The organism is Pacificispira sp. (assembly GCF_965228185.1).
In the GTDB taxonomy this organism is placed as follows: domain Bacteria; phylum Pseudomonadota; class Alphaproteobacteria; order UBA8366; family Aestuariispiraceae; genus Pacificispira.
In genome coordinates this window covers 124,931-151,056 of record NZ_CBDDHE010000009.1, presented here as the reverse complement: position 1 = coordinate 151,056, position 26,126 = coordinate 124,931, and the positions used below count along the sequence as shown (strand labels likewise).

17 protein-coding genes are annotated in these 26,126 nt (G+C 63.2%); 10 read left to right on the top strand and 7 right to left on the bottom strand.

Translation table 11 applies throughout. The features are described 5' to 3' along the window. Positions 1–80 precede the first annotated feature (80 nt). The 6 genes from ACO06O_RS20230 (at position 81) to rsmI (ending at position 15,907) form a co-directional block, all read left to right on the top strand. Entirely contained in the window at positions 81–551 is a 471-nt protein-coding gene (locus ACO06O_RS20230) for a Dps family protein (protein WP_421884179.1), read from the top strand. A 174-nt stretch (positions 552–725) separates the two neighbouring features. After that, positions 726–1,715, top strand: a complete 990-nt coding sequence (msrP, locus tag ACO06O_RS20225; protein ID WP_421884082.1) for a protein-methionine-sulfoxide reductase catalytic subunit MsrP — start codon at positions 726–728, stop codon at positions 1,713–1,715. Between the two features lie 330 nt (positions 1,716–2,045). Next, complete coding sequence (locus ACO06O_RS20220) at positions 2,046–12,686, top strand: FecR domain-containing protein (protein ID WP_421884079.1); 10,641 nt, start codon at positions 2,046–2,048, stop codon at positions 12,684–12,686. Positions 12,687–13,059: 373 nt separating this feature from the next. Next, entirely contained in the window at positions 13,060–13,926 is an 867-nt protein-coding gene (locus ACO06O_RS20215) for an isocitrate lyase/PEP mutase family protein (protein ID WP_421884075.1), read from the top strand. A 12-nt stretch (positions 13,927–13,938) separates the two neighbouring features. Further along, on the top strand, positions 13,939–14,595 hold the full coding sequence (locus ACO06O_RS20210) for a class I SAM-dependent methyltransferase (RefSeq protein ID WP_421884071.1): 657 nt from the start codon (positions 13,939–13,941) through the stop codon (positions 14,593–14,595). Positions 14,596–14,626: 31 nt separating this feature from the next. Continuing rightward, a complete protein-coding gene (gene rsmI, locus ACO06O_RS20205; RefSeq protein WP_421884067.1) occupies positions 14,627–15,907 on the top strand; it encodes a 16S rRNA (cytidine(1402)-2'-O)-methyltransferase in 1,281 nt (426 codons plus the stop codon). 114 nt (positions 15,908–16,021) lie between these two features. Here rsmI and ACO06O_RS20200 read toward each other — a convergent pair whose 3' ends face one another. The 6 genes from ACO06O_RS20200 to ACO06O_RS20175 all read right to left on the bottom strand — a co-directional run bounded on the left by ACO06O_RS20200 (position 16,022) and on the right by ACO06O_RS20175 (position 22,168). Continuing rightward, positions 16,022–16,717, bottom strand: coding sequence for an ABC transporter ATP-binding protein (locus ACO06O_RS20200; protein ID WP_421884064.1), 696 nt, complete (start codon positions 16,715–16,717; stop codon positions 16,022–16,024). Between the two features lie 4 nt (positions 16,718–16,721). Continuing rightward, positions 16,722–17,456, bottom strand: a complete 735-nt coding sequence (locus ACO06O_RS20195; RefSeq protein WP_421884061.1) for an ABC transporter ATP-binding protein — start codon at positions 17,454–17,456, stop codon at positions 16,722–16,724. Beyond that, on the bottom strand, positions 17,453–18,388 hold the full coding sequence (locus ACO06O_RS20190; protein ID WP_420420318.1) for a branched-chain amino acid ABC transporter permease: 936 nt from the start codon (positions 18,386–18,388) through the stop codon (positions 17,453–17,455). The genes ACO06O_RS20195 and ACO06O_RS20190 overlap by 4 nt, the downstream gene beginning before the upstream one ends. Further along, positions 18,385–19,266: a branched-chain amino acid ABC transporter permease gene (locus tag ACO06O_RS20185; RefSeq protein ID WP_421884058.1), complete on the bottom strand. Its 882-nt coding sequence runs from the start codon at positions 19,264–19,266 to the stop codon at positions 18,385–18,387. Before ACO06O_RS20185 ends, ACO06O_RS20190 begins: the two co-directional genes overlap by 4 nt. 82 nt (positions 19,267–19,348) lie before the next feature. Next, a complete protein-coding gene (locus ACO06O_RS20180) occupies positions 19,349–20,659 on the bottom strand; it encodes an ABC transporter substrate-binding protein (protein WP_421884056.1) in 1,311 nt (436 codons plus the stop codon). Between the two features lie 108 nt (positions 20,660–20,767). Next, on the bottom strand, positions 20,768–22,168 hold the full coding sequence (locus ACO06O_RS20175) for a hypothetical protein (protein WP_421884053.1): 1,401 nt from the start codon (positions 22,166–22,168) through the stop codon (positions 20,768–20,770). Positions 22,169–22,284: 116 nt separating this feature from the next. On the opposite strand from ACO06O_RS20175, the gene ACO06O_RS20170 reads away from it, so the two are divergent. Then, complete coding sequence (locus tag ACO06O_RS20170; RefSeq protein WP_421884049.1) at positions 22,285–23,079, top strand: copper chaperone PCu(A)C; 795 nt, start codon at positions 22,285–22,287, stop codon at positions 23,077–23,079. Here ACO06O_RS20170 and ACO06O_RS20165 read toward each other — a convergent pair whose 3' ends face one another. Continuing rightward, positions 23,080–23,550 (bottom strand): DUF1203 domain-containing protein, encoded by a 471-nt coding sequence (locus ACO06O_RS20165; RefSeq protein WP_421884045.1) that lies wholly within the window; start codon positions 23,548–23,550, stop codon positions 23,080–23,082. A 129-nt stretch (positions 23,551–23,679) separates the two neighbouring features. Here ACO06O_RS20165 and pncA point away from each other — a divergent pair, with 129 nt between their 5' ends. From pncA to ACO06O_RS20150, 3 genes are all read left to right on the top strand, one after another. Next, positions 23,680–24,288, top strand: a complete 609-nt coding sequence (gene pncA / locus ACO06O_RS20160; RefSeq protein WP_421884041.1) for a bifunctional nicotinamidase/pyrazinamidase — start codon at positions 23,680–23,682, stop codon at positions 24,286–24,288. Positions 24,289–24,413: 125 nt separating this feature from the next. Then, on the top strand, positions 24,414–24,836 hold the full coding sequence (locus ACO06O_RS20155) for a rhodanese-like domain-containing protein (protein ID WP_420420325.1): 423 nt from the start codon (positions 24,414–24,416) through the stop codon (positions 24,834–24,836). Positions 24,837–24,879: 43 nt separating this feature from the next. After that, the gene (locus tag ACO06O_RS20150) at positions 24,880–26,067 is read left to right on the top strand and encodes an O-succinylhomoserine sulfhydrylase (RefSeq protein WP_421884176.1); all 1,188 of its coding nucleotides are present in this window, start codon (positions 24,880–24,882) and stop codon (positions 26,065–26,067) included. Positions 26,068–26,126: the final 59 nt, after the last annotated feature.

The window sequence follows — 26,126 nt, the reverse complement described above, 5'->3', positions numbered from 1 at the left end:
ACCATATGGAGGGTCGAGCTAAAGAAATTGCGCCGCGGTTCGCGCAATCCCAATGCAAGATCAGGAGCTGAAGAATGGCTTTGGAAATCGACATCGGTATCCCGGAAAACGACCGGAAAGCGATCGCTGCGGGCCTGTCCCGCGTTCTGGCGGACAGCTACACGCTGTATCTGAAAACCCATAACTTCCACTGGAACGTCAAGGGTCCGATGTTCAATTCGCTGCACACCATGTTCGAGTCGCAATATGTCGAACTGGCCACGGCTGTTGACGAGATCGCAGAACGCATTCGCGCGCTGGGCGAGAAGGCCCCCGGAACTTACGGCGCCTTCGCCAAGCTGACCCAGATCGAAGAAGAGGAGGGCGACCCGCCCGCCGAGGAAATGATCCGCCAGTTGGTGCGCGGTCACGAGACGGTCGCCCGGACCGCCCGTTCCGTTTTCCCACAGGCAGAGGCCGGTCAGGACGAACCGACTGCCGACCTGCTGACGCAGCGGCTGCAGGTCCATGAAAAGACCGCGTGGATGCTGCGCAGTCTTCTGGCCGAGTAAGCCGCCGCACTAGGCTGTGCGAAAGTGCAGAGGGCCCCGTCGATCGCGGCGGGGCCCTTTACTTTGCGCTGTCCTCATACCTTGTCACGAGCGCGTGACCATGGATTGACCGGCGCGTGCTTTGGCCCGACTTTGCGGAACAGGGCGGGTTCAAAGGAATGGAGCGGACGCATCATGCTGATCAAGGTCAAGAAGGGTTGGGAACTGCCGGAATCGGCCGCCATGGACGAAGGCGCCTACCGCAATCGTCGCGACATCCTGCGACAGCTCTCATTGGCGGGATTCCTTGCCGGGACGACTCTGGCGACCGGGATCGGCGGGCGGGTGGCCCGGGCAGCCGAAACCGATCCGTCGGCGAATCTTTATCCCGTTCCCGCGAACAGCCTGTATCAGGTGCCGGAACGGCCTCTTACCGCGGAATCCGACGCGACGACCTACAACAATTTCTATGAGTTCGGCAGCCACAAGCGCATCTATGAGGACGCTCAGGCCCTGAAGATCCGGCCCTGGGACGTGGTGATCGACGGTATGGTCGAATCCCCGATGACCCTGGATATCGATACGCTGCTGCGTAAGGTACAGCTGGAGGAACGGGTCTACCGCCACCGCTGCGTCGAGCGCTGGGCGATGACGGTGCCCTGGTCCGGTTTCCCTATGTCGCAGTTGGTCGATATCGCAAAACCGCTGAGTGGCGCGAAATATGTGAAGATGCAGACACTCGCCGATGAGGAAACCATGCCGAACCTGTCGGCAAGCTGGTATCCCTGGCCCTATACCGAAGGCGTCACCATGGCCGAGGCGACCAATGATCTGACTTTCCTAGTGACGGGCCTGTACGGGAAACCGGTGCCGAAGCAGAACGGGGCACCGTTGCGCCTGGCCCTGCCCTGGAAGTACGGGTTCAAGTCGGTCAAATCCATCGTTCGCTTCACCTTCACGGATGAACGTCCGGTCAGCTACTGGGAAGAGTTGCAGGCCAGTGAGTATGGGTTCTGGGCCAATGTGAACCCCGATGTGCCGCATCCGCGCTGGTCGCAGGCCGAAGAGCAGCTTCTGACCAGCGGCGACGTGGTGCCGACTCAGATCTACAACGGATACGGTGAGTTCGTGGCGCATCTGTATGACGGAATGCAGGCCGAATTCGGCGACCGACTGTTCCGTTGACCGCCGGTCCAAGACCGTCGGCGGATTGAATTCTTTATAATTTATGTAAAATTTCGCCGGTATTTTCGAAAACTCATCGGCTTAATTGTCGCGTCTGCTTGCCAAACGCGACGCAGGACCATGATACTGTATTGGTACGCATAGTTGAAGCCGATGCGCACAATGCGGTTTAGGCGACAGCCGGTGATATTTTTTTCCCGGTGTGACCGCCGTCACCGCATCGATGTACCCCATTTGCTATTGAATAGGGCATCGTAGAGACGCATCGGCGTCGGCGAGCGTGCCTTGGAGAGGGGCACGGTATAACGAACGACCTACAGGTATCGTGCGATGAATATTCTAGAGGCCTTGAAGGCGCAGTCCGAAGCGGCTGGCGAAACTTACGTTGAGCTGAATGCCGACGGGCCAACCGTCGTGCCCGGCGGCGACGATTTGCTGCTCAGCGAATATTCCCGCCTGGGGCCGGATCTTCAGATCACCCTGCCGACCGGCGATACCGTGGTCGTGGTCGACTATTTCTCCGGCGGCGGCGTGCCGCCCACGCTGCAGACCGAAGGCGGCGCCATGGTCAATGGCGACCTCGTGTCTCAGCTGGCCGGGCCGATGGTCCCCGACACCCAGATCGCCCAGACCGGGACATCGGATGCGCTTGGCGAGGCCGCGGGCGTCGTCGACAACATGAAGGGGGACGTCGTTGCGATTCGCGGCGGTGTCGAAGTGCAACTGGGCGCGGGCGACAGCATCTACGAGGGCGACGTTCTGGTCACCGGGGCAGATGGTGCGGTCGGTATCATCTTTGCCGACGACAGTACCATGTCCATGGGCGGCGGCGCGCGCATCTCGATCGACGAGATGGTCTATGACGCCAATGCCGGCTCGGGCTCGCAATTGTTCGATGTCGTGCAGGGCGCTTTCGTCTTTGCGTCCGGTCAGATCGGCAAGGACGATCCGGAAAATGTGCAGGTTCGCACCCCGGTTGCGACGATCGGGATTCGCGGCACGAAATACGCCATCAATGTCGACCAGGAACTGGGCGAAGCGACAGTAACCTTGTTCGAAGGTGCCGTTGTCGTGGAAAACGGTGCGGGTCAGGCGTTGCTGAATTCCATCGGCCAGTCGACCGTCGTGACCTCCGCCTTCACGGCGCCGGGCGATGTCTTCGTGATGGATCCGGATACCCAGACGTCGACCTATGGCGACGCCATCGATTACCACCCGAATCAGCCGCAGCTTCGCGAAGACGATGACGGCGGCGGTGAAGACGGGTCGGACTCGAGCGATCTCGGCGCAGAAGAGTTGGAAAAACTTGCCGAAGAGCTCGACGATCTGGACACAGCCGCGGGACCCAGCGGCGCAATCGCGGGCTTTACTCAAAGCGCGCTTTTTTTGCGCCTGTTGAACGGCGTTATGGATGGCGGGGACTTTACCTCCGGAGAGCTGGGTGACGATGGGTTCTCGATCGGCAACCCCTTTTTCCCGGTCGAGCCGATCAGAAGCAATGAGTCCTTTCTGAACAACTCGACGCCGTCCGACGGCACCTATCGGATCGGCAGCGACGCTTTCAGCAGCGGTTCCTATACCTATACGTTCGACGCATCGTCGCCCTTTGTGTCGGTGACCGGCAGCTCCGGGTTCGATCTTTTCAACATCAATGCGCAGTCGTCGGGAGTCTCCGACTGGACCGTCGGGCAGAGCGGCGGTCGTGTCGTCATTCAGGCTGGTTCCTATGGCGCCGGCAATTTCGACGTCACATCGACCATTGACGTCGACGATGTCGAAGAGCTGCAGATCGATCTCGGTTCCGGCAACAACTCCATCACCATCGGGGACCTTTCCAATACCGACATTGCCGAAAGCACGGTCATTCTGAATACCGGTGCCGGCAACGATACGATTGACGGGTCGGATGCCAACAAACGTTTCGTCATCGACGGTGGTGTCGGCGACGATACCCTGATCGGCGGGACGTCGAGCGACGACCTTCTGGGCGGCGACGGAAACGATACCTTGGTCGGCGGCACAGGCGACGATGGCGGCGCCAGCAACGATCTGCTGATCGGCGGCGCGGGGGACGATACGCTGGTCGTCACTCTGGAAGGCGGCGCGGTCGACGCGAACCCGCCCAGCACCGAGGATGCGATCCTGAATTTCGGCGACAGCGCCGTATCCGCTGCCCGCGCCTATGACGTCGTCATCGGCGGCGAAGGCAACGATACCGTCGTCCTGAACATTCCCGAGGCGCAGCTCACGAACCCTGAATTCGCTCAGGAGCTGGTCGACCTCAAGAACCACATCGAATCCGGTGATACCGGTGCGGACCGGTATTTCCCGGCCCTCGGCCTGCAGATCAGCGGCGTCGAGAATGTCGTGTTCCAGGGCGCTGCGGCCGATCTGTCGATCACGCCCGCCCTGACCGTCGGTAACGGCGTGGAAGACGGCGAAGCGACCGTGTCCTTGACCCTGGAAGGGGCGTTGGAAACGCCGCTGCTCGATATCGATGTCACGATCTCCGGCGTGCCGGAAGGGGCGACGCTGGTTGTCGGCGGGCAGGAGTTCGCCGGTGGGTCCGCAATCGTCCTCGACTTGTCGGAACTGGGCCTGACCCACGCGCAACTGGCCGATATGGTCCTGAAATTTGCGCCGGATTCGGATGCCGATGTCTCTTTGACCGTCGCTGTTTCCGCGGAAGCGATTCTGACCGGCGACACGGCCGCCACGGAACTGTCGGGCACGGCCGTGGTCGATGGCGTGGCTGATGCGCCGGTCGTTTCCGTCAGCGATACCGCCGGCAGCGAAGACGGTGCCATTTCCCTGTCGATTTCCGTCACGCAAGGCGACGCGGATGGGTCCGAGACGGTTACGGTCGCAATCCAGGGCCTCCCGGAAGGCGCCGTACTTCTTGACGCCCAGGGCAATGAGCTCGATCCGTCGGAAATTCCTGAATCGGCACTGAACGGCCTGCAAATCGTGCCGCCGGCGAATTTCTCCGGCGAGATCCCACTGAGTGTCGTCGCCACCAGCTCGGAAGGCACGACCACCGCCAGTTCCACCGCAACCGGCTTTACCGTCAATGTTGCCGCTGTCGCGGACACGGCGGATCTGGTGACGGCGCCGGCCGAAGGGCTGGAAGATGGCGCGATCCCGCTGACCATCGCCGCCAGTGCGACCGACGCGGGCGAGACCGTGACGCTGTCGATCTCCGGCTTGCCCGAAGGGGCGAAGCTGGTCGACGGCGACGGCAATGTGCTCGACGCCGCCAATATCTCCGCGGATCAGATCGGCGATATCCATCTGGTCCCGCCGCAGGACTTCTCCGGCGAGATCGTATTGAGCGTTACGGCGACGACGCAGGACGGCGACAGCACGCAGACCTCCGACCCGGCTCCCTTGACCGTGACCGTCGGCGGTGTGGCCGATGCGCCGATCGTTCAGGTCGGCAACGGTGCGGGCGACGAGGACGGCTTGATCGGCCTGTCGATTTCCGTCGCGCAGGGCGATGCGGATGGGTCCGAGACCGTTTCCGTCGCGATCCAGGGCCTGCCCGCGGGTGCGAAACTGTTCGACGCCGCCGGCAATGAGCTGGATCCGGGGAATATTTCTCCGGACGCGCTGTCGGGTCTGAAGCTACTGCCGCCACTGAATTTTACCGGAACGATGGCGCTTAGTGTGGTCGCCACCAGCGCGGAAGGCGACACCACCGCCACGTCCGAGCCGGCCGGTTTCACCGTCAATGTTTCCGGCGTCGCGGATGGGGTGGAGCTTGTGCTCGAACCCGCTTCCGGTTTGGAGGACGGCGCGATCCCGCTCGACATCGAAGTCAGCCTGACCGATGCCAGCGCAACGGAGACCGTGACCCTATCGATTTCCGGCCTGCCGGAAGGGGCGAAACTGGTAGATGCGAACGGCGTCGAAATTGATGCCGGCAACATTTCGGCCGATCAGCTCGGCAATATCAATCTCGTCCCGCCGCAGGACTTCTCCGGCGAGATCGCGCTGACCGTTACCGCCACGACTCAAGACGGCGAGAGCCAGGCCGTGACCAGCGGGGCGTTGACCGTTTCCGTGTCCGGAGTGGCCGATACGCCAATCGTTCAGGTCGGCAACGGCGCGGGCAACGAGGATGGCCTGATCGGCCTGTCGATTTCCGTCGCTCAGGGCGATGTGGATGGGTCCGAGACGGTTTCCGTCGCGATCCAGGGTCTGCCAGAAGGGGCGAAGCTGTTCGACGCTTCTGGTAACGAACTGAACCCCGGAAACATCTCGCCAAGCGCATTGTCCGGCCTGAAATTGTTGCCGCCGCTGAATTTCGCGGGGACGCTGGCGCTCAGCGTCGTTGCCACCAGCGCGGAAGGCGAGACGACCGCGACTTCCGAACCGGCCGACTTTACCGTCACCGTGTCCGGCGTGGCCGATATCGTCGACATCATTGCCGGTCCGGTTGCCGGGGCGGAAGACGGTGCCATTCCGCTGTCGATCTCGACGAAACTGACCGATGGCGACGAAACCGTTACCGTGAGCATCGGTGGCCTGCCGGAAGGCGCGCGGCTGCTGGACGGCGACGGCAACGAGGTCGACCCCGTCGGTATCACTTCGGACATGCTGTCGGGGCTCAGCCTTGTGCCGCCGCAGGATTTCTCCGGCGAGATCACCCTGACCGTCACCGCGACCAGCCAGGACGGCGACAGCACGGCGGATTCGACCGGCTCTCTGACGGTCTCTGTTTCCGGTGTCGCCGATGCGCCGATCGTTCAGGTCGGCAATGGGGCCGGCGATGAGGATTCGCAGATCGGCCTGTCGATTTCCGTCGCGCAAGGCGACGCGGATGGGTCCGAGACCGTCACCGTCGCGTTGGAGGGGCTGCCGGTCGGTGCCATTCTGACGGACGCCGAAGGAACGCTTCTGGACCCGGGTGCGATCCCGGTTGGTGCGCTTTCGGGCCTGATCCTGACGCCGCCGCTGAATTTCAACGGCTCACTGACCCTGACCGTTGTTGCGACCAGCGCGGAGGGCGGCACGACCGCGACGACCACTCAGTCCTTCACTGTCGATGTGGCGGCGGTCGCCGACGCGGTCGATCTCGAGCTGGATGATATCGTCGATATCGAAGGCAACGCCGTTTCGCTGAATATCGGCGCAATTTTGCCCGATGACGACGAGTCTCTGACCATCGCTATCAGCGGTCTGCCCGAAGGCGCGACCATCGTCGACGCGGTGGGTACGGTCCTTAATCCCGATGCGATCCCGGGTGACGCGCTGGACGGCCTGAAGATGATCCTGCCGGCCGGCTTCTCCGGTGATGTTGCGCTGGGGGTCACGGCTACGACCGCCGACGGGGACAGCACCGCCGTCTCCACCGGCACTTTGAATGTGTCGATTTCCGGCGTTGCGGACGATCCGGAACTGATCGTTTCGGGCAGCGTCGGCAGCGAGGACAATGCCATCGGCCTGTCCATCGAGGCCTTCAGCAACGACGCCGATGGGTCTGAGGAACTGACGGTCTCCATCGGCGGTCTGCCTGAAGGCGCGGTCTTGCAAGACGCCTTGGGCAACGCGCTCGATCCGGCCGCCATCGCGCCGGAAGCCTTGAGCGGGATGCAGCTTGTCCCGCCCGCGAACTTCTCCGGCACGATCACGCTGACCGTGACGGCCACCAGCAGCGAGGACGGCACCACGGCCGTCAAGACGGGCACGCTTTCCGTTGAGGTCGCCGCCGTTGCGGACGAAGCGGATCTGGAAATCGGCGATACCGTTGGCCTGGAAGGCGCGGTGGTCGATCTGAACATCGCGGCCAGTCTGAACGATGACGAGACCCTGACGGTTTCGATCGAAGGTCTGCCCGACGGCGCAACCCTGGTTGATGCGGACAATAATCCGGTCGATCCGTCGAATGTGCCGGGTGCTCTTGTCGGCGGCTTGAAAATGGTCGTTCCGGAAGACTTCTCCGGCAGCGTTTCGCTGTCGATCACGGCGACGACCCAGGATGGCGACAGCACCGCGACCACGTCGGGCACGATGACCATCGCGATATCCGGTGTCGCGGACGACCCGGACCTGGTCCTGACCGGGACGACCGGCAGTGAGGACGGGGCGATTGCCTTGTCGATCAGCGCCGGGTTGACCGACGCCGACGGCGAGACGCTGAGCGTCCAGATCGACGGCCTGCCGGATGGCGCGCGCCTGATCGATGCGGAAGGCAACGATGTCGATCCGGCCGATGTGCCGCCGGCCTTGTTGAACGGTCTGCAAGTCGTGCCGCCTGTCAATTTCTCCGGGACGCTGAACCTGACGGTCACCGCGACCAGCAGCGAAGACGGCACCAGCGCGGTGAAGTCGGGCAGCCTGTCCGTCGACGTTACCGGCGTGGCCGACGCGCCCGAGCTGGACCTGTCCAATGCGTCCGGCGACGAAGGTCTGCCGCTGGCCTTGAACATTTCCGCCGCCCTGGCCGATACCGATGGGTCAGAGACGCTGAGCATTCAGATCGGCGGTCTGCCGCAGGGCTTCGCGCTGACGGACGGTACGAATCACTACAGCGGCGATCCTGTCTCGATCCCGCCCGCAGCGTTGAGCGCGCTTACCCTGCTGCCGCTGGCCGGTTTCGCCGGGGCGCTGAGCCTGACCGTTACCGCGACGGCGACGGAAGCGAATGGCGATACCAACAGCGTGACCGAAACCCTGGGCATCAATCTTGCCGACGTGGCGCTGACGCCGGTGTTGAGCGTTCTGAACGCGGTCGGGGACGAAGATTCGACGATCCCGCTGAATATTTCTGCCGCGGCTCATGACGGCGATAGCCTGACCGTTACGGTGACGGGCCTGCCCAGCGGCGCCAGTCTGGTCAACGATGCCGGGGAAACCTTCACGGGCGATGAGATTTCGCTGACGGCCGACCAACTGGCCGGGCTGAAAGTGCAGCCCGCGGCGAATTCGGATCAGGACTTCACACTGACCGTGACGGCGACCTCGACGGATGGGGACGATAGTGCGTCGATCTCGTCCAGCCTGACCGTGACGGTCGATGGTGTGGCCGATACACCGACCCTGTCCGTTTCGCCGGTCACCGGCATCGAAGACATTCCGATCGCTCTGAACATCGACGCGGCGCTGGCGGATATCGACGGGTCGGAAAGCCTCACCGTCGAAGTCGACGGGTTGGGCGACGGTTTCAGCCTGAAGGCGGCCGACGGTACGATCTATTCCGGCGATCCGGCCGTGATCCCGGGCGATGCGCTTGAGGGGTTGGTGCTGCTGTCGCCGCTGAACTTCACAGGCGGCCTGTCGCTGACGATCCGCGCGATCGCGACGGAAGGCGGGTCGGGGGACACGGCGCTGGTCGAGCGTAACCTGTCCCTGTCGATCACGCCGGAACTGGATCTGCCGACCATTACCGCGCTGACCGCCAGCGGCAATGAGGACGAGAGCATCCCGCTCGATATCTCCATCGGCAATATCGACACGAATGAGACGATCACCGTTTCCATCGAAAATCTGCCCGCCGGCGCGACACTGACCAATTCGGCGGGCGAGAGCTTCACGGGCGGGACGGTGACGCTGACCGTCGAGCAATTGGAAGGCCTGGCGGTCATTCCGCCCCAGGATTCCGGTGCGGATTTCGACCTGACGATCCGTGTCACCACGGCACAGGGCGAGGAATCGGCATCGACGTCACAAGAGCTCGGCGTGGTCGTGCGGGCCAAGGCGGATGATCCGACCCTGATCGTCGGCGATATGCAGGTCGTGCTCGGCCGGGCCGAAGCGACGACGGAAACCGGGACCTCCGGCGACGACACGCTGATCGGCGGGGCCGGCGGCGATACCCTGATCGGCGGCGACGGCAACGATCACCTGATCGGCGACGGCGGCAATCTGAGCGCCATCGTGTCGCTGAACCTGGAAGCCTATTCCAACGATATCGACGGGTCCGAGGTGGTGACGGTCACCATCGACGGCCTGCCGGCCGGTGTGCAGCTTCTGCAGGCGGGCGAGGTTCTGGTGACCGGCGAGGCGGCGACGCTGCCGGCGGACATGCTGAACTCCATCACCCTGCTGGTTCCGCCCGGCACGGCGAACTTCACCTTGCAGATCACGGCGCGGACCACGGATTTCGATCCCGATGGCGGCGGTGATTCCGCGACCCATACGGCCAGTATTGCCGTGTCCGTCGAAGACGGGTCCGGTCTGGGATCCAATGACGTGCTGATCGGCGGGGCCGGCAACGACTTGCTGGAAGGCGGGTCCGGCGCCGATACGCTGATCGCCGGGACCGGGGCCGACACGCTGCTGGGCGGTGCAGGCAACGACGTTCTTCAGGTGATCCGGGGCAGTGACGGCGACGACGTCATCGACGGCGGTACCGGCACGGATACGCTGACGCTGACCGTTACCGAATGGGATCTGCTGGATGTCGGGATTGTGACCGATCTTCAGGAACTGGTGGCCTTCGTTGCCTCCGGTGCTGCGGCAACGGGGTCCATGGTGTTCGAAAGCCTTGGCCTCGAGGTCAAGAATATCGAGGGGCTGAACATCCTCGATACGAATGGCGACGCGATCGACATTTTCGACATCGTCTTCCCTGATCCGGGTACCGGTATCACCTATTCCGGCGACAGTGACGACAATGTCGCGACCGGTTCGGAATACGACGACACGATGTATGGCAGTCACGGCAACGACACGCTGTATGGCGAAGCCGGCGACGACAAGCTGTACGGCGAAAACGGTCAGGACACGCTGTATGGCGGCGACGACAACGATCTTCTGGACGGCGGCCATGACAATGACGTCCTGGATGGCGGTGCGGGCGACGACACGATCTATGGCGGAAATGGCAACGATACCATCGACGCAGGCTCGGGTGACGACCATGTCGAAGGCGGCCATGGCGACGATGTCATCCTTATGGGCACCGGATCGGGGACTGTCGACGCGGGCAATGGGGACGATCTGACGGTCGTCACCATCGACGCCGACGAAACCGATCGGGCACTCTCGCTCGACGGTGGTCACGGCGATGACACGCTGCGGATCGAATTGAGTGCCGATCATCCGGACTTGAACTCGGTCATGTCGGATATCGCTGCGGCAACGGCCGCTGCGCACGCCAACAGCAGTGCACAGCAAAGCATCGACAGTCTGGGGATCACCTTCAAAAACTTTGAAGACGTCGAAATCTACGTTGACGGTACTCAGGTTACCTTCGCCCCCGAAGTCGACGATCCGGCCGATTTGAGCGTCGACAGCGACGCCGTCAGTGCCGGGGCCCAGATCCTGGGCGGGATCAGCCTCAGCGATGCCGACGGCTCGCAATTGATGCAGGCAACGGTTCGGATCTCCGGCGGCTATCAATCCGGCGACATACTGACGGTCGATCAGGGCGTGTTGTCCGGGTTGGGTCTCAGCATCGACAGCGCCACGGCGACCGCCGACGGTTATGTCCTGACGATTTCCGGCGATGCCACGCTTTCGGAATACGAAACGGCTCTGGAAGCCGTGCGTTTGGGCAGCAACGACACAGTGCCGGAACCGGGTACGCGTACGATCTCCGTTCAAGTGACGGATGATGACGGCAATACCTCGGACGCCGCGGACGTTTCCGTTTCCGTCACCATGCCGGACGCCCCGGAATTGGCCGATACCGGCGACGGTGACAATGTCGCTTTCCTCAGCGAGGCGAGCGCAAGCGGGGCGACCGTCACCGGCATTACCGATGTGCCGAATACCGTAACCGAAACCCTGGCTGTCGTTGTCGGCAAGAACGGCTATACAGGCACTGGCCAGTTCGAAGTGATCGTCAATGGCGAGTCCATGGGCACCTTCACGACAACAGTGAGAGCGACCGGCTACGGCGCCGAATGGCAGACGATCGAAATCGGAGAAATGACGCTGCCGCTGGGTGAAGCGGTCGACATTCAGGTCAAGGCGGTGTCGTCGAGTTCCAACGTGCTGCTGAAGAGCATCACTTATGGGGATGCCGCGATCGAAGCGGAATCCGGCGATATCACCAGCATTTCCAGCATTATTGACGAAGTCACTTCCGGCCTGGGCAGCGGCCAGAGCTGGAGCGACATTCTGTCGAACCTGGCCGACGATTGGGTCAATTTGTTCTCGGACAGCTACATCATGCTGGATCCGACCGGCACGGCAGCCTCCTATGCTCTGACGCCGGGCGAAGATCTGAACCCGCTGGACGGCTGGCAGGTCACCGAAGATGGGACGGCCCGCGACATTCAGAACGGCGATCTGGGCGACCGGTACGACGAAATCGACATGGGCGACGGCACCGACTGGGCGGTCGCGGCGGCCGGGACCGAAGACGACCTGACGGTCGATCTGTCCGGTTCCGTCTGGCGCGGCACCGAAAACGCGCTCGGTGGCCGGGGCGATGACACGCTGATTGGCAATGAAGACGCCAACCTTCTGGCGGGCGGTGACGGCGACGACGTGTTGATCGCCAATGGCGACAACGATCTGTTGATCGGCGGTGCGGGCGATGACGAGTTGCAATACGACATCGCCGATCTCCAAGCTGCGGGCAACGCCGAACAGGGCAGCGGTTTCGGGACCGTCGATCAGGCAATTTCCGATGCTTATGAAGCCAATGACCTGGATGGCGCGGCAGCGCTGGAAAGTCTGCGGGCCGGCGTTAACGGTGGCAGCGGCATGGACACGCTGAAACTGACCGGCGGCAACGGATCGCTGAGTTCTCTGTCCGGTGATGCCCTGGCCAATGCCGTGAAGAATGTCGAAATCCTGGATGTGACCGGGGTCGATGGGCCGGTCGACATGTCCCTGTCGGTCGACGACCTGATCGAGATGACCGATGACCGGGACGAGCTGAAGATCCTGAAGGACGGCGAAGACACGGTGAAGGTCGGCGATCAGGAATACGGTGCCGGCGAACACACGGTCAATGTCGGCGGCGTCGACTTCAAGCTGACCATCGAGGATGTGGACACGCCGCCGGACGTCTGATCCGCCGGATAGGGCTTTGAAGAACCCCGCCCGGAACGCCGCGGCGGGGTTTTTCATTGCCGGAGCCCTGCTCAAGAGCGGTATGCGATCAGATGGAATCACCTGAGATCGGTATGGCGGGTTGTCGTTTAGGAGCGTCGGCGCAGGCGATGCGGGGCATCGTCCAGCCGTCGCGACAAATCCGACGGCGCGCCATGCCGACCTTTGGCGCCGTGTTCGGCTCCCTGGACCGCGTCGCGGCACGCTCCCGATGCCCCGCATCGCCACGCGCGCCGCTCCTAACCAGGAAACCGAAGACGGCGTCTCAGGCGGTTTCAACTGAACGCATACCGCTCTAGACTGGTGGTATAGAGCAATTTCGGGGGAGGAAGACATGGCGCGTTGGACGGATCGCCGGCAACGGTTTCGGTCGGTACTGACCGGGGAGAGCTGCGTCTCGCCCGCATCGGTCTATGATCCGATGACCGCGCGCCTGGCCCGGGATATCGGGTATGAGATCGGCATTCTGGCCGGATCCACCGCCTCCATGACCGTCCTGGGCGCGCCGGACCACATTGTCCTGACGCTGACGGAGTTCGCGGATCAAGCTGCGCGCATCGGGCGGGCGTCGGACCTGCCGCTCCTGGTCGATGCCGATCATGGGTATGGCAACGCGCTGAACGTCATGCGCACGGTGGAAGAATTGGAAGCGGCGGGCGTGTCCGCCTTGTCCATCGAAGATACCGACCTGCCGGCGCCGTTCGGTTCCGAGGGGAAAGCCCGGCTGATCCCGTTGGAGGAAGGCGTCGGGAAGATGCGAGCCGCCATGGCCGCGAAACCGGATCCGGACCTTGTCGTCTGCGGCCGGACCAGTGCCGCCCAGATCGCGGGGGCGGACGAATGCCGCCGCCGCGTCGCCGCCTATACCGAGGCAGGGGTCGACGCGATCTTCCTGGTCGGCGTACCGGACAAGGATTGCCTGGACATCGTGTCCGGCGCGACCGATCTGCCTATTGTTCTGGGAGGCGCCGGGCCGGAGCTGAAAAACCCGGAATATCTGGCGTCCCGGAATGTCCGTGTTCTGCTGACCGGGCATCAGCCGATCGCGGCGGCGATGAATGCCGCCTATGAGACGCTGTTGGCGCTGCGCAACGGGGGCAAGGCGTCCGATCTGCCGGGACTGCCGTCCAAGGATCGGATCGCGGTGGCCCTGGACGAGGACCGGTATGCGGGGCATATCTGCGACTTTCTGAACGGCTAGCAGGTCCGAGGCGTGAGCGCGTTCGACATTGTTCTGGGCAAGAAGACGGTGCCGCTGGAGTCGGAAGGCTTGGCCGTGCGCCGCGCGGATTACGTGGCGGTCGCGATGGATGTCGGGACGGGGCAGGGCAAGTTCGTTCTCGATCTTGCAAAGGACTTTCCGGACAAGCTGGTCATCGGTGTCGACGCGGTGGCGGAAAACATGTCGAAATCGGCCCGCGCCGCCGGGGCGTCGGTCAAGAAGGGTGGCTTGCCAAACGCTTTGTTCGTCCGGGCGGCGGCGGAACGCCTTCCGGGACCCTTCGAGGGCCTCGTCGACGAATTGACCGTCCAGTATCCCTGGGGGTCGCTTATGCGGATCGTCTCCGAACCGTCGCTCGACCATCTGCGCCTATTGCGCGCGGTCTGTAAGCCGGGGGCGAGCCTGTCGGTTCTGCTGAACTATTCCGTGTTCGAGGATCGCCCTTATCTGGAACGGCTCGGCATGAGCGACATCGAGGATCCGGCAGAGTCGGAAACGCTGCCGGAAGTCTATGCGGCGGCGGGGTTCCGCATGACGCATCGCGAGCTGATCCATGGCGATCCGCCGGTTCGGACGGCCTGGGGCCGGCACCTCGTGCGCGGTTCCGCCCGTAGCACGCTGATGATCGACGCGGAGGCGGAAGATTGACTTTCCACCCCCCGGCTTCGATCTTGCGGCGATGAGCGCAACCGGAAAATCCGTCACCATCCGCTGTAAGGGGCATCCCAATATCCGGGCGTCCCATGCCAAGACATTCGAGCTGACCCGCGATCCGTCGATCACGGCGGCGGGGACCTGTATCATCGGGGTAGAGGCGGAGTATGACGAAGCGGCGCTGTTGAGCCTGCGCGGTGCGGTGCGCATCACTTTGCGCTGCGGCGAGTACGAGGATACGGCCAGCGCCCGGATCAATCCGAAATTCGCCGCCGGCGCGCCGCTGATCTTCCGCCGCATGCCGACCCCGGAGCCGCGCACCTTCTGTGTCGGTGCGGACAAGGGTTCTCACGCGCTGGACCGCGATCTGATCGCGGCGCTGCAGCAGCCGGGCGCGGAACTGGAGGTTACGGTCTCGCCGGACGAGAAGGCAGAGCAGGATGGCGACGGCATCCTCTATCTGGTGGGCACGCCGATCGGCAATCTGGACGATCTGTCGCCGCGTGCCCTGTCAGTGCTGCAAAGCGTCGACCTGATCCTGTGCGAAGATACGCGGACGACCAAATCGCTGCTGTCCGGCTTCGGTTTGGACGATCTGTCTCTGACCGCCTATCACGACCACAATGAGCGCGACCGCGCCCCGGATATCGTACGGCGCCTGCGCGACGGCGCGCGCATCGCGCTGGTGTCGGAAGCGGGCATGCCGACGGTTTCCGATCCGGGTTTTCATCTGGTCCGCGCGGCCCGCGAAGAAGGGTTGACCGTCACGACGGTGCCCGGCCCCGATGCCGTGACCACCGCCCTGTCGCTGGCCGGACTGCCGACCGACGATTTCCGCTTCATCGGTTTCCTGCCGCGCAAGCCGACCCTGCGCAAACGGCGCTTCGAGGAACTGACCTCCGCGACATACACCACGGTCTGTTTCGAAGCGCCGCACCGGATCGACAAGGCGCTGGAAGAGGCGGCGGAAATTCTGCCCGACCGTCCGATGGCTCTGTGTCGTAACCTGACCAAGTTCGGGGAAAAGGTCCTGACCGGCACCGCCGCGGAAATCCTTTCCGACATTACCGAAGGCGAAGCGGTGAACGGCGAACTGGTCCTGCTGATCGGCGGCGCAGCGCCCGCCGACGAGGGCGAGGCTGCGCTGCCCGTCGACGGCGACGCGGTGGAACGTATGCTGGAATCGCTGGTCGCCGCCGGTCTTCCCACCAAGGCACTTGGCGACGCCTATGCCAAGGCGATGGGAATCCCCCGCCGCGACGGTTTCAACCGCGTGCTGGAAATGAAAAAGGCGGCGGAAGAGTAATCGACGCCGTCGTCCCGGTAAGGCAACCCAACCTGCATGCGGCCCTGGATTCCCGCCTTCGCGGGAATGACGGACAAACGATGGAAGAGTTCCCGTTTTAGCGGAGGGCGAACCCTAAACCCCGACATAGCGGTGCAGCAGGTCCGGATCGTCGCGCAGGGTCTGGACCGGGACGGTGTCGCGGTTGACGCCGTTTTCGATGAAGGCGACCCGGTCCGCGACGGGCAGGACGGCATCGACGCGCTGTTCGACCAGGATGGTCGCGACACCGGTCTGTTTCAGCGACAGAACCACTTCCCGGATGCGGGAGATCATGGAGGGTTGCAGCCCCTCCGTCGGCTCGTCCATCAGCAGAACCTTGGGTTCCGTGCACAGGGCCCGGGCCATGGCCAGCATCTGCTGTTCGCCGCCGCTCAGCTTGCCGGAAACCTGGGACAGGCGTTCGCGCAGGACCGGGAACAGGTCCAGCACCTTCTCGCGCGTGTCCTTGCCGTGCCCGTTCACCATCAGGCCGATCTCGATATTCTCTGCCACGGTCAGTTCCCCGAATAGGCGGCGGCCCTGCGGTACATAGCCCAGCCCGCGTTTCGGGGCCTCATGGGCCGGCAGGCTGGTCAGATCCGTGCCGTCGATCGTCACCTTTCCGGCGCGCGGCGGTACCAGGCCCATGATCGCCTTCAGGGCCGTCGTCTTGCCGGCGCCGTTGCGGCCCAGCAGACAGAGAATTTCGCCCGCGTCCACCGCGAGCGAAAAGCCGCGCAGGACCTGAACGTCGCCATAGAAGCAATCGATTCCGTCGACTGTCAGCATCCCGTCAGCCCCCCAGATAGGCGCGTTGGACGGCATCGTCGGCGCGGATTTCCTCCGGCGTGCCTTCCGCCAGGATCTCGCCGAAATTCATCACCGTGATGCGCTGCGCCAGTTCCATGACGACCGTCATGTTGTGTTCGATCAGCAGGACCGTCGTGTCCCGCGCAACGCCACGGATCAGGTCCAGGAAATTGGCGATTTCCGAATCCGACAGGCCTTGCGTCGGCTCGTCCAGGATCAGCAGCTTGGCATCCAGCGCCAGCCCCATGCCGACCTCCAACAGGCGCTGGTGACCGTAGGCCATTTCGGTCGCCTTGGTATCCGCACGGTCGCCGAGCCCGACGCGGGCCAGGATTTCCTCGGCCTTTTCGTTCAGGGCATCCGTGTCGATCCGCCCGAACGGCCCGGCGGCGGCAAGGGCGCCGCGCTGCGCCGGCAGCAGGATGTTCTCCCGGCAGGTCAGATTGGCGAAAACGCTGGTGATCTGGAACGTATAGGCGATGCCCTGCGCCACGCGGCGGTGGGCAGGCAGGCGGGTGATGTCGCGGTCCTGGAAGGAAATCGATCCGGTGGTCGGTTTGATCCTGCCGCTGATCAGGCCGACCAGGGTCGACTTGCCGGCCCCGTTCGGACCGATAATGGCGCGGATCTCGCCTTCCGGCAGGTCAAAGTCGACGTCCTTCACGGCGGTCAGGCCGCCGAAATTCTTGGACAGGTTCCGGGCGCTCAGCAGGGTCATGGCAGCCACCTCGCCCAGCGGTCGCGGATACTGCCCAGAATGCCCTTGGGCGCGACCAGGATCAGGATGACCAGCGCCGCACCGACGAAGAACAGATAGGCCGAGGTCAGGCCGCTGGCGATATCGATCAGATAGAACATGGCGACTGTCCCGACCAGCGGACCCAGTACCGTTCCGACCCCACCCATCAGGACATAGAGCAGCGGCAGGATCGAATACTGGATCGATGCGAAACTGGCGCCGACATAGCCGAACAGAATGCCATAGGCGGCCCCGGACGCCCCGGCGAAGGCGCCGGACAGGACCAGTGCGGTCAGCTTGTAGCGGAACGGGTCGTATCCCAGCATCCGCGTGCGTTCCTCGTTCTCTCGGATCGCGACCAGAATGCGGCCGGTCGGCGAGCGCACGATGGCGAGCTTGATCAGGACCGCCACGGCGAACAGGGCCAGGGCCGCCAGATAGCGGGTGTCTTCGACGGACAGGTCGATGCTGAAGACCTGCCGCAGTTCCAGCGGAATGACGAAACCCTCGTCGCCGCGCGTGTGCTCGTTGAAATACAGGGTCGTCAGATAACCCACCTGAGAGAACATCAGGGTGACGATCATGAAGGACACCCCGGCGGTGCGCAGCGCAAGCAATCCAATGCCCAGCGCCATCAGGATCGCGCAGGAAAATCCGAACAGGAAGCCCGGCCCGGCGGTCCAGCCATAGGCCTGCATCGACATGCCGGCGCCATACAGACCGGCGGCGAAGAACAGGGCATGGCCCAGGCTGAGCAATCCGGTATAGCCGAACAGCAGATTGTAGCCGAGGGCATAGACCGTCAGGACGAGGATCCGCGCCAGGCTGACATGGTGATAGTCCGGCAGCACGAAATGCAGCGCGAGCAGCAATGCGATGACGCCGATATGAAGTCCCAGAATCCGGTTCATCGCGCCACCGTCCCGAACAGGCCCGTGGGGCGGAAGACAAGGACCAGCGCGACCAGTGCCGTGGCGATCATCTTCGCCAGGGTCGGTTCGAACAGGGTCGAAATGATGCCGTCGCTCATCCCGATCAGGATCGCGGCAACGACGGTCCCGCGCAGGCTTCCCAACCCGCCGATGATGACGACGATAAAGGACAGCAGCAGCGGGTCGCCGCCCATCAGATAATAGGCCTGTTGGGTCGGAACGATCAGCACCGCTGCGATGGCGGCCAGGGCCGCACCCAGCGCGAAGACACCGGCATAGACCCGGTCGACGGGAATGCCGAAGGCCTGGGCGGTCTCGCGGTCATACTGGGTCGCGCGCATGACCAGCCCAATCCGGGTCTTGGCCAGCAGGAACCAGGTGCCCAGCATCAGCGCGATGCAGGCAACGATCACGAACAGCTTGTAGCCGGAATAACCGAAGCCGGGGAACCGAACATAGAAATCGAACGGCGCAGCAACGGCGGTCGGCACCGGCCCGTGCAGGGTCAGCGCCGCCTGCTGCAGGATGTAGAGCAGCCCGATCGTGGCGACGATCGTCGCCTCCGGATCGTAGTTCAGGCGCTTCAGGATCAGGCGATCCGCCACGGCGGCCAATACGCCGACCAGCAGCGGGCTGAGGATCAGCGCGGCCACGAAACCCAGCAGCGGAGAGCCGGAAATCTGGCTGGAAACCCAATAGGCGACGACCGCGCCCAGCATATAGAACTCGCCATGAGCGACATTGACGACGCGCATGACGCCGAAGACCAGCGACAGGCCCAGCGCCGTCAGGGCCAGGACAGCCGCCTGCACGGCGCCTTCCATTGAGGCGATCAGAAAAAACGTACCGTAATCCAACGGGAAAGACCTTCAGCTTCGGATCCGCCGCCGGCCGTTCATACGGCCGGCGGTGGTCCGGTCAACAATCCGGCGATGCGCCTTACAGCGGCATCTGCGTGTAGTCGACTTCCGGCTCGTACAGGCTGTCCTCAATGGAGGTGCGATGCACGACGCCAAGCTTGCCTTCGTTGACCTTGCTGATGCTCTGAATACCGAAGGCCTGGTGGGTCTTGCCATTGAAGGTCTTCATGCCCTGCGGATGCGCCTGGCTCTCGGGGAATTCGGTGAAGCTTTCCACCGCCTCGACCAATTTGGCACGATCGTCCGGTCCCTGATACCCGGCGGCTTCCATTCCCTGTTTGATGATATGCAGGGTCTCCCAGCAGCCGAACATATGGGAATAGGTCGAGATGTCCTTCGGGTCGTTCAGGCTGGCGCCATTCGCATCGACACCGACCTTCTCGCGATAGAAGGCGTCATGCGGGTTGGCCCCGTCATTCTGGGCATAGCGCGGAAAGGCCTCCCAGAAATAGGTGCCTTCCAGGGCTTCCAGACCCGGGCTGGCAAGATCGACGGCTTCCAGACTGTCGATGAAGCCGAAGATTTCCGGACGGTCGCCGCCGAAGAACTGGCCCATTTCCTTCACGAAGGTCAGGACGCCGGGGCCGACCATGACATGGTACAGAACCTCGGTTTCCTTCGGGATGCGCGGGAAGTATTTGAAGAAGTTGGTCTCCGTCGGCGGGATCGCGATCTTCTCGATCACCTCGCCGCCCTGGGCGGCAATGGCAGCCGAGAAATAGTCCCGGTGATCGTGACCGAAGGCGAAATCGGGGAAGATCATCGTGACCTTCTTGCCCAGATTGCCGCTGACCCACGGTGCCATGGACTGAACCTGGCTCTTCACATCGGTGATGCCCGGCTGCAGGACATATCGGTTCAGCTTGCCGCTGGCGACATGGTGTCCTTCGCTGACCACGAAATACGGGATCTTCAGCTCGCCCGCCCGCGGCGCGGAGCCGATGACGACATGGCTGAACAGCGTCCCGAAAACGATGTCGGTCTTGTGCTGAATGGCGAATTTCTCGACCACTTCGGCACCCCGTTTCGGATCGGTCCCGTCGTCTTCGGTGACGATTTCGACCGGGCGTCCGTTGATGCCGCCACCGTCGTTGATCAGCTGGGCGGCCGCCATGGTCGTCCGCTCGTACCAGCGGCCATAGGCGGCGCCGATCCCGGTGCGGTGAGCCTGGAAGCCGATTCGGATGGGTTCGGCGCTGTGAGCTTGATTGAAACGTCCGGCCAGGGGCAATGCCGCCGCGGCCAAACCACCGGCCGCGACGGTCTTCAGCGTGTCGCGGCGGCTAAACTGCTTTTTCTGTGTAGTCGACTTGGGTCCCTGATCGGTCATCACGAAACCTCCTGTTCAGGTATGGATGGCACGGTTCCGCCCCCACGCGGTTGTGCTCTTGGGAAAATCGTACGCACACAAACAAATTTCTGTCTAGTGCCGCTTACCTTAGCCGCCTGTCGGCGATGAGAGAAGCCAAAGACCGAACAGCGTGTAGAGGATCATCAGCAGCGCCATCGGAAACTGGGCAAGTGTTTGAAAACGTTGGGTGCGATAGGTCAGGCGACCGCTCAGGCCATGCGCCAGGACGACGGCCAGGATATGGCCCAGAACAATCACCGCCACTTGGAACTGCCACAGGCGTTCGACATCCTCCGCAACGTTCAGAAAGGACGTCGTCACCCGAAAACTCTCGAGACCCAAAAGGTTCGCGCCCCGGCCCAACGGGTCATTGGCTGCGACCAGGGCCCATTGCCCGTTGACCATCAACACGGTCAGGTAATGCGACAGGTGATAGGCGAGTGAGATTGGCAGAATCGACAGGACGAACAGCCGGAACGCCGTCAGAAACTCCCCCCGTCCCAGCTTTTGGCCAAGCCAGACCGTCGCGCCGTAAAGGGCCGCAAGGGCGATCCAGGCCGCCGCGAGACCGACCGAATTGACGCCGGTGACGGCGGACCGTCCCGGGAACTCCAAGGGATTGATGCCGTTCAATCCCAGCCACCAGAAGGTCATGTTCAGGCCGTCGAAGGATACCGTCGCCAGGGTCAGCAGCAGGAACAGGGCAACTGCGGCCGGGGGCGCTTCGGCCTGCAGGATGCGGGCGCCGGGCCAGGCGAAAGACAGACGCCGGTCGCCGTCGCGGCGCTCCACTGCCACGGGCGCGATGAGTGCCAGATAGCGGAACAGAATCGTCAAGGGCTCCGCCGCGTTGAGCCATCGCGCCTCACCAAAAATCAAGGCGCCCAGAAGATGGATCAGCCAATAACCTGCCACCGCGACGGCCAACCGGTCGGGATCGTCCGGCGCGAGGTCGACCAGTTCGAACCAGGCGATGGCCAGAAAGAACGCGATGGCGGGCCAGCCCGTGACGCGCGCGGGAAGGCCGATCGGTCCGTCCCCGATGGCTGTCAGTCCCGCGGCCCGGCGTAGAAGGCGCACCGGAAAGCGCCAGGGGTTGAGCACCGTCCAGAAATTTCCCAGCACCGCATGCAATACCGTGACGCCCACCCAGCCGATGGTCCAGACGGCCTGCGGTAACGGGTTGGTCAGCGGATCGCGCGTCCCCTCGACGCCACAATAGATCAGAAAGGCAAACAACAAGAAGGACAGCGCGGCGATGCCGTCATCCAACCACTCCGCCCGCGGCCAGGGTAGGGTCAGGCGCGGAGCGGCCCTTTCGACGATCCGCCTCGGTGCAACGACGATCAAGACCGCGAAAGAAACGGCGACCGACAGAGTGCCACCCAACAAATAATACTCCGTAGGCAGCAACAGGATGAAGCCGCGTTCCGCCGTATGGGCCCAGGCGGCGGTGCCGTAAAGCACGACCGCCAGAATCAGGCCCATTCCAAGTAACAACCGCCTCGGCACAATTGTCCCCCGATTATCCCGCGGCGGAATTGGGCTTGAACCGTCCGAGACATGCAAGTCAAACTCTGTACTTCGTAACGGTTGGGGCGGGTATGACTCTTAGAATTCTCGGTGTCGGTCTGGCTGCGGCCCTGGTGATCGGGGCGGCGGCGTTTTTCCTGTTTCGCGGTACGTCGGGCGGCGTTCTGGTCGAATCGCCCCGACTGGTCGCCACCGATACGCAGCCGGGTGACGCGATGGTCTTCATGACCCTGACCAATACCTCGCACACCCCCGACATTCTGATCGGCGCGGTCAGCGACTATGCCGGAAACTGCGGGTTCCATGGTCCAACGGTCGGCCGGGATTCCAAAGGAGAGGAGTTCGTTGTCGTCCCGTCGGGCGGTTCGACCGCGCTGAGTGCGGAAACGGCCCATTTGGAATTGCTGGGCATCGACGAACCTCTGCGCGAAGGTCAGTTGATCCCGATGACCCTGATATTTCAGAATGCCGGAGAGGTCGCGATCAAGGCGCGGGTCGAGGCCCTGGTGCCGCGTTCGGAACTGACGCTGCGGGCCGGCCTCTATGAACCCTCGGCCGACGAGCCCGTCCCAGCCATTACCTTGACGGCGCAGCCGGAGGGCGAGGGGCGCTGGCGGATTGCCGTGGATATCGGCGACTTCGATCTGGAGAAATCGGCGGTGGACTCGGCGCATGTCCCGAACCAGGGTCATGCCCATTACTATATCGACAACGTCAAGATCGGACGGCTGTTCGCGCCGGAATTTGTCACCGATCCGTTGCCGCCGGGCCCGCATCAGATCGCCGTAACGCTGAATACCAATGACCACCGCGCCTATGCCAAGGACGGCCGGCCGATCACCGCCACGATTACCGTGGAAAACTGATCAGCCGCGTTCCACCCGGCATTGGAAGCAGTTGTTCCGGGCCGAGCGGATATGAATGTAGGTAACGGCCGGGTCGTCGAATATGGCAACCATCGCCGCTTCTGCCTCCATTGTGTCGACGATACGGCCGGTGCCATAGCGGATCCGGTCATCCGGACCATAGCCCTTGATCAGAACGTCCCGGACACCGTCGAAGATCGCCGGCATGCGGTGGCTGTCCGACGGTGCCGGACACGCGTCTGCACATAGGAAGATCGGCCCGGTTTCCGCATAGGGCTGGGGCGCGGGAAATGGTCGATAGCTGAGGATCAGCATTTCGTCCCCCTTCGGCACCGGACGCAGACAGTGCCGACACGGATTGCCGTCCCCATCCGATATGTGGCGCTCCGGTATCTGGCCGTTGGCGTCCGGCGAGCCGGATTGCAGGGCCCGCGCGACGGCGGTCGGGATGGGTATGAAACGAAGCGGCATGGCGTCCTGAACCGGCAATTTGAGGGAAACCGGAGCGTGCCTGTCCGGCCGCGTGGTGCGCCACCCGGTTCTTGCGGCCCCGGCAGGGACGTGGAAAACTCGCGCTGACCAGACAGCCGGAGGATGCGGATGACCGCCGAAGATACCGCCTTTATCGCCATCGATGTTCAGAATGATTTCTGTCCGGGGGGGGCGCTGGCGGTCGCGGATGGGGATTCCGTGGTGCCGGTGATCAACGATCTGATGACCGCCTATCCTGTGAAGGTGCTGACCCAGGATTGGCACCCGGCTGACCATTTTTCCTTTGCTGCGAATACCGAGGGCGCTGCGCCATTTTCGTTGGTCGAAGCGCCTTACGGGCCGCAGGTCCTGTGGCCGACGCATTGCGTCCAGGGCAGCAATGGCGCCGCCTTCCACAAGGATCTGGATACGGATGCCGCGGATCTGATCGTGCGGAAGGGCTACCGGTCCGCCATCGATTCCTATTCTGCCTTTTTCGAGAACGATCACGTGACGCCGACCGGCCTGGAAGGATATCTGAGGTCGCGCGGCGTCACCAAATTGGTCATGGCCGGGCTGGCGACGGATTTCTGTGTTCGGTTCTCGGCCGTCGATGCTGCGAAACTGGGATTCGAGGTGACCGTGATCGGTGCCGGGTGCCGGGCCATCGATATGGACGGGTCCCTGGCCCAGGCGCGGCAGGACATGCTGGATCACGGCGTGGTCGTCGCAGACTGATCTGCGGGAATTCATAATTTACCTTTTCTTTTGTGTGAAATGCTGCTAAACGCCGTATCTCCGGTGGTTGAGCGCGCGCGTCGCGACGGCAACGGGGTGTGAACGATCAAATCTAGGGGACCAAAATGAGCGGAGCCTATGCCGGCGACATTGCGCCGAAAGACGCCTGGAAAATTCTCGAGGACGAGAAGGATTCCGTTCTGATCGACGTGCGGACGGCGGCGGAATGGCAGTTTGTCGGCGTGCCGGTTCTGGACGGGCTGGGCAAGCAGACGGTCCTGGTCGAATGGATCCGCTTCCCGGGCGGTGTGTCGAACGCCGAATTCGTGGAGCAGGTAAAGGGCGCGGTCGGCGGTGGCGATCCGGCGCTGCTGTTCCTCTGCCGCTCCGGCCAGCGCAGCCAGGGTGCGGCGGCGGCCCTGACACAGGCGGGCTTTTCCCGCTGTTACAACATCCTCGAAGGGTTCGAGGGCGACAAGGATGGCGAGGGCCATCGCGGACGGGTCGGCGGCTGGAAGGTCGCGGGCCTGCCGTGGGCGCAAGGCTGATCCCGCAGGATCGGCGCGCCAGGTGAAGAAGGATCGCGGAAAGATGGATGGCGGATTGACCGGGCGGCGTTATCGGCGCCAGACGGAATTGGTGCGGGGCGGTCTGGACCGGTCCCAGTTTCGGGAGACCAGCGAAGGGCTCTTCCTGACCTCCGGCTATGTCTATGACAGTGCCGAGCAGGCGGAGGCGTCGTTCAAGGGCGAAACCGACAATTTCATGTATTCGCGCTATGCCAATCCCACGGTCGGCATGTTCGAGGAACGCCTGGCCCGTCTGGAAGGGGCCGAGGATTGCCGTGCCACCTCCAGCGGCATGGCCGCGATCTTCTCGGCGCTGGCCTGTTTCCTGGGGCAGGGCAAGCGGGTGGTCGCGTCGCGGGCGCTGTTCGGGTCCTGCTATATCATTTGTTCTGAAATCCTGCCGCGCTTCGGCGTGTCGACGACCTTTGTCGACGGGCACGATCTGGACCAATGGGCGTCCGCGTTGAAGGACCGGGCCGACGCGGTTTTCGTCGAAACCCCGTCCAATCCGATGCTGGATCTGGTCGATCTGGAAGTGGTCTCCGCCTTGGCCCATGGCGCCGGTGCGAAGGTCGTGGTCGACAATGTCTTCGCCACGCCGATGCTGCAGCGTCCGCTGGAACTGGGTGCCGATATCGTCACCTATTCGGCGACCAAGCATATCGACGGTCAGGGACGGACAATGGGCGGCGCGGTCCTGGGCACAAAGAAGTACATCAAGGACGTGTTCGAACCGTTCTATCGCCATACCGGCCCGTCCATGAGCCCGTTCAACGCCTGGATCATGGTGAAGGGGCTGGAAACATTGCCGCTGCGGGTCGAACGGATGTGCGAGAACGCCGACCGCATCGCGCGCTTCCTGGAAGGGCATGGCAATGTCCAGTCCGTGCGTTATCCGGGCCTGGAAAGCCATCCGCAGCATGATCTGGCGAAGCGCCAGATGAGCGGCTTCGGAACCCTGGTGACCTTCACGCTGCCGGGGGGCAAGGCGCGTGCCTTCGATGTGCTGAATCGGCTGCGGCTCTGGGATATTTCCAACAATCTGGGCGACGCCAAGAGCCTGGTGACCCATCCGGCGACGACGACCCACCAGCGCCTGAAGCCGGAAGAGCGCGCCCATCTGGGGATCGACGACGGCACGGTTCGCCTGTCGGTCGGTCTGGAGGATGTGGAAGATCTTCTGGAAGATCTGGACGCCGCGCTGGCCTGATACAGCGCCGTTTTCGGAAACGCGAAAGGGCCGGCCCGATGGGGCCGGCCCTTGTCGTT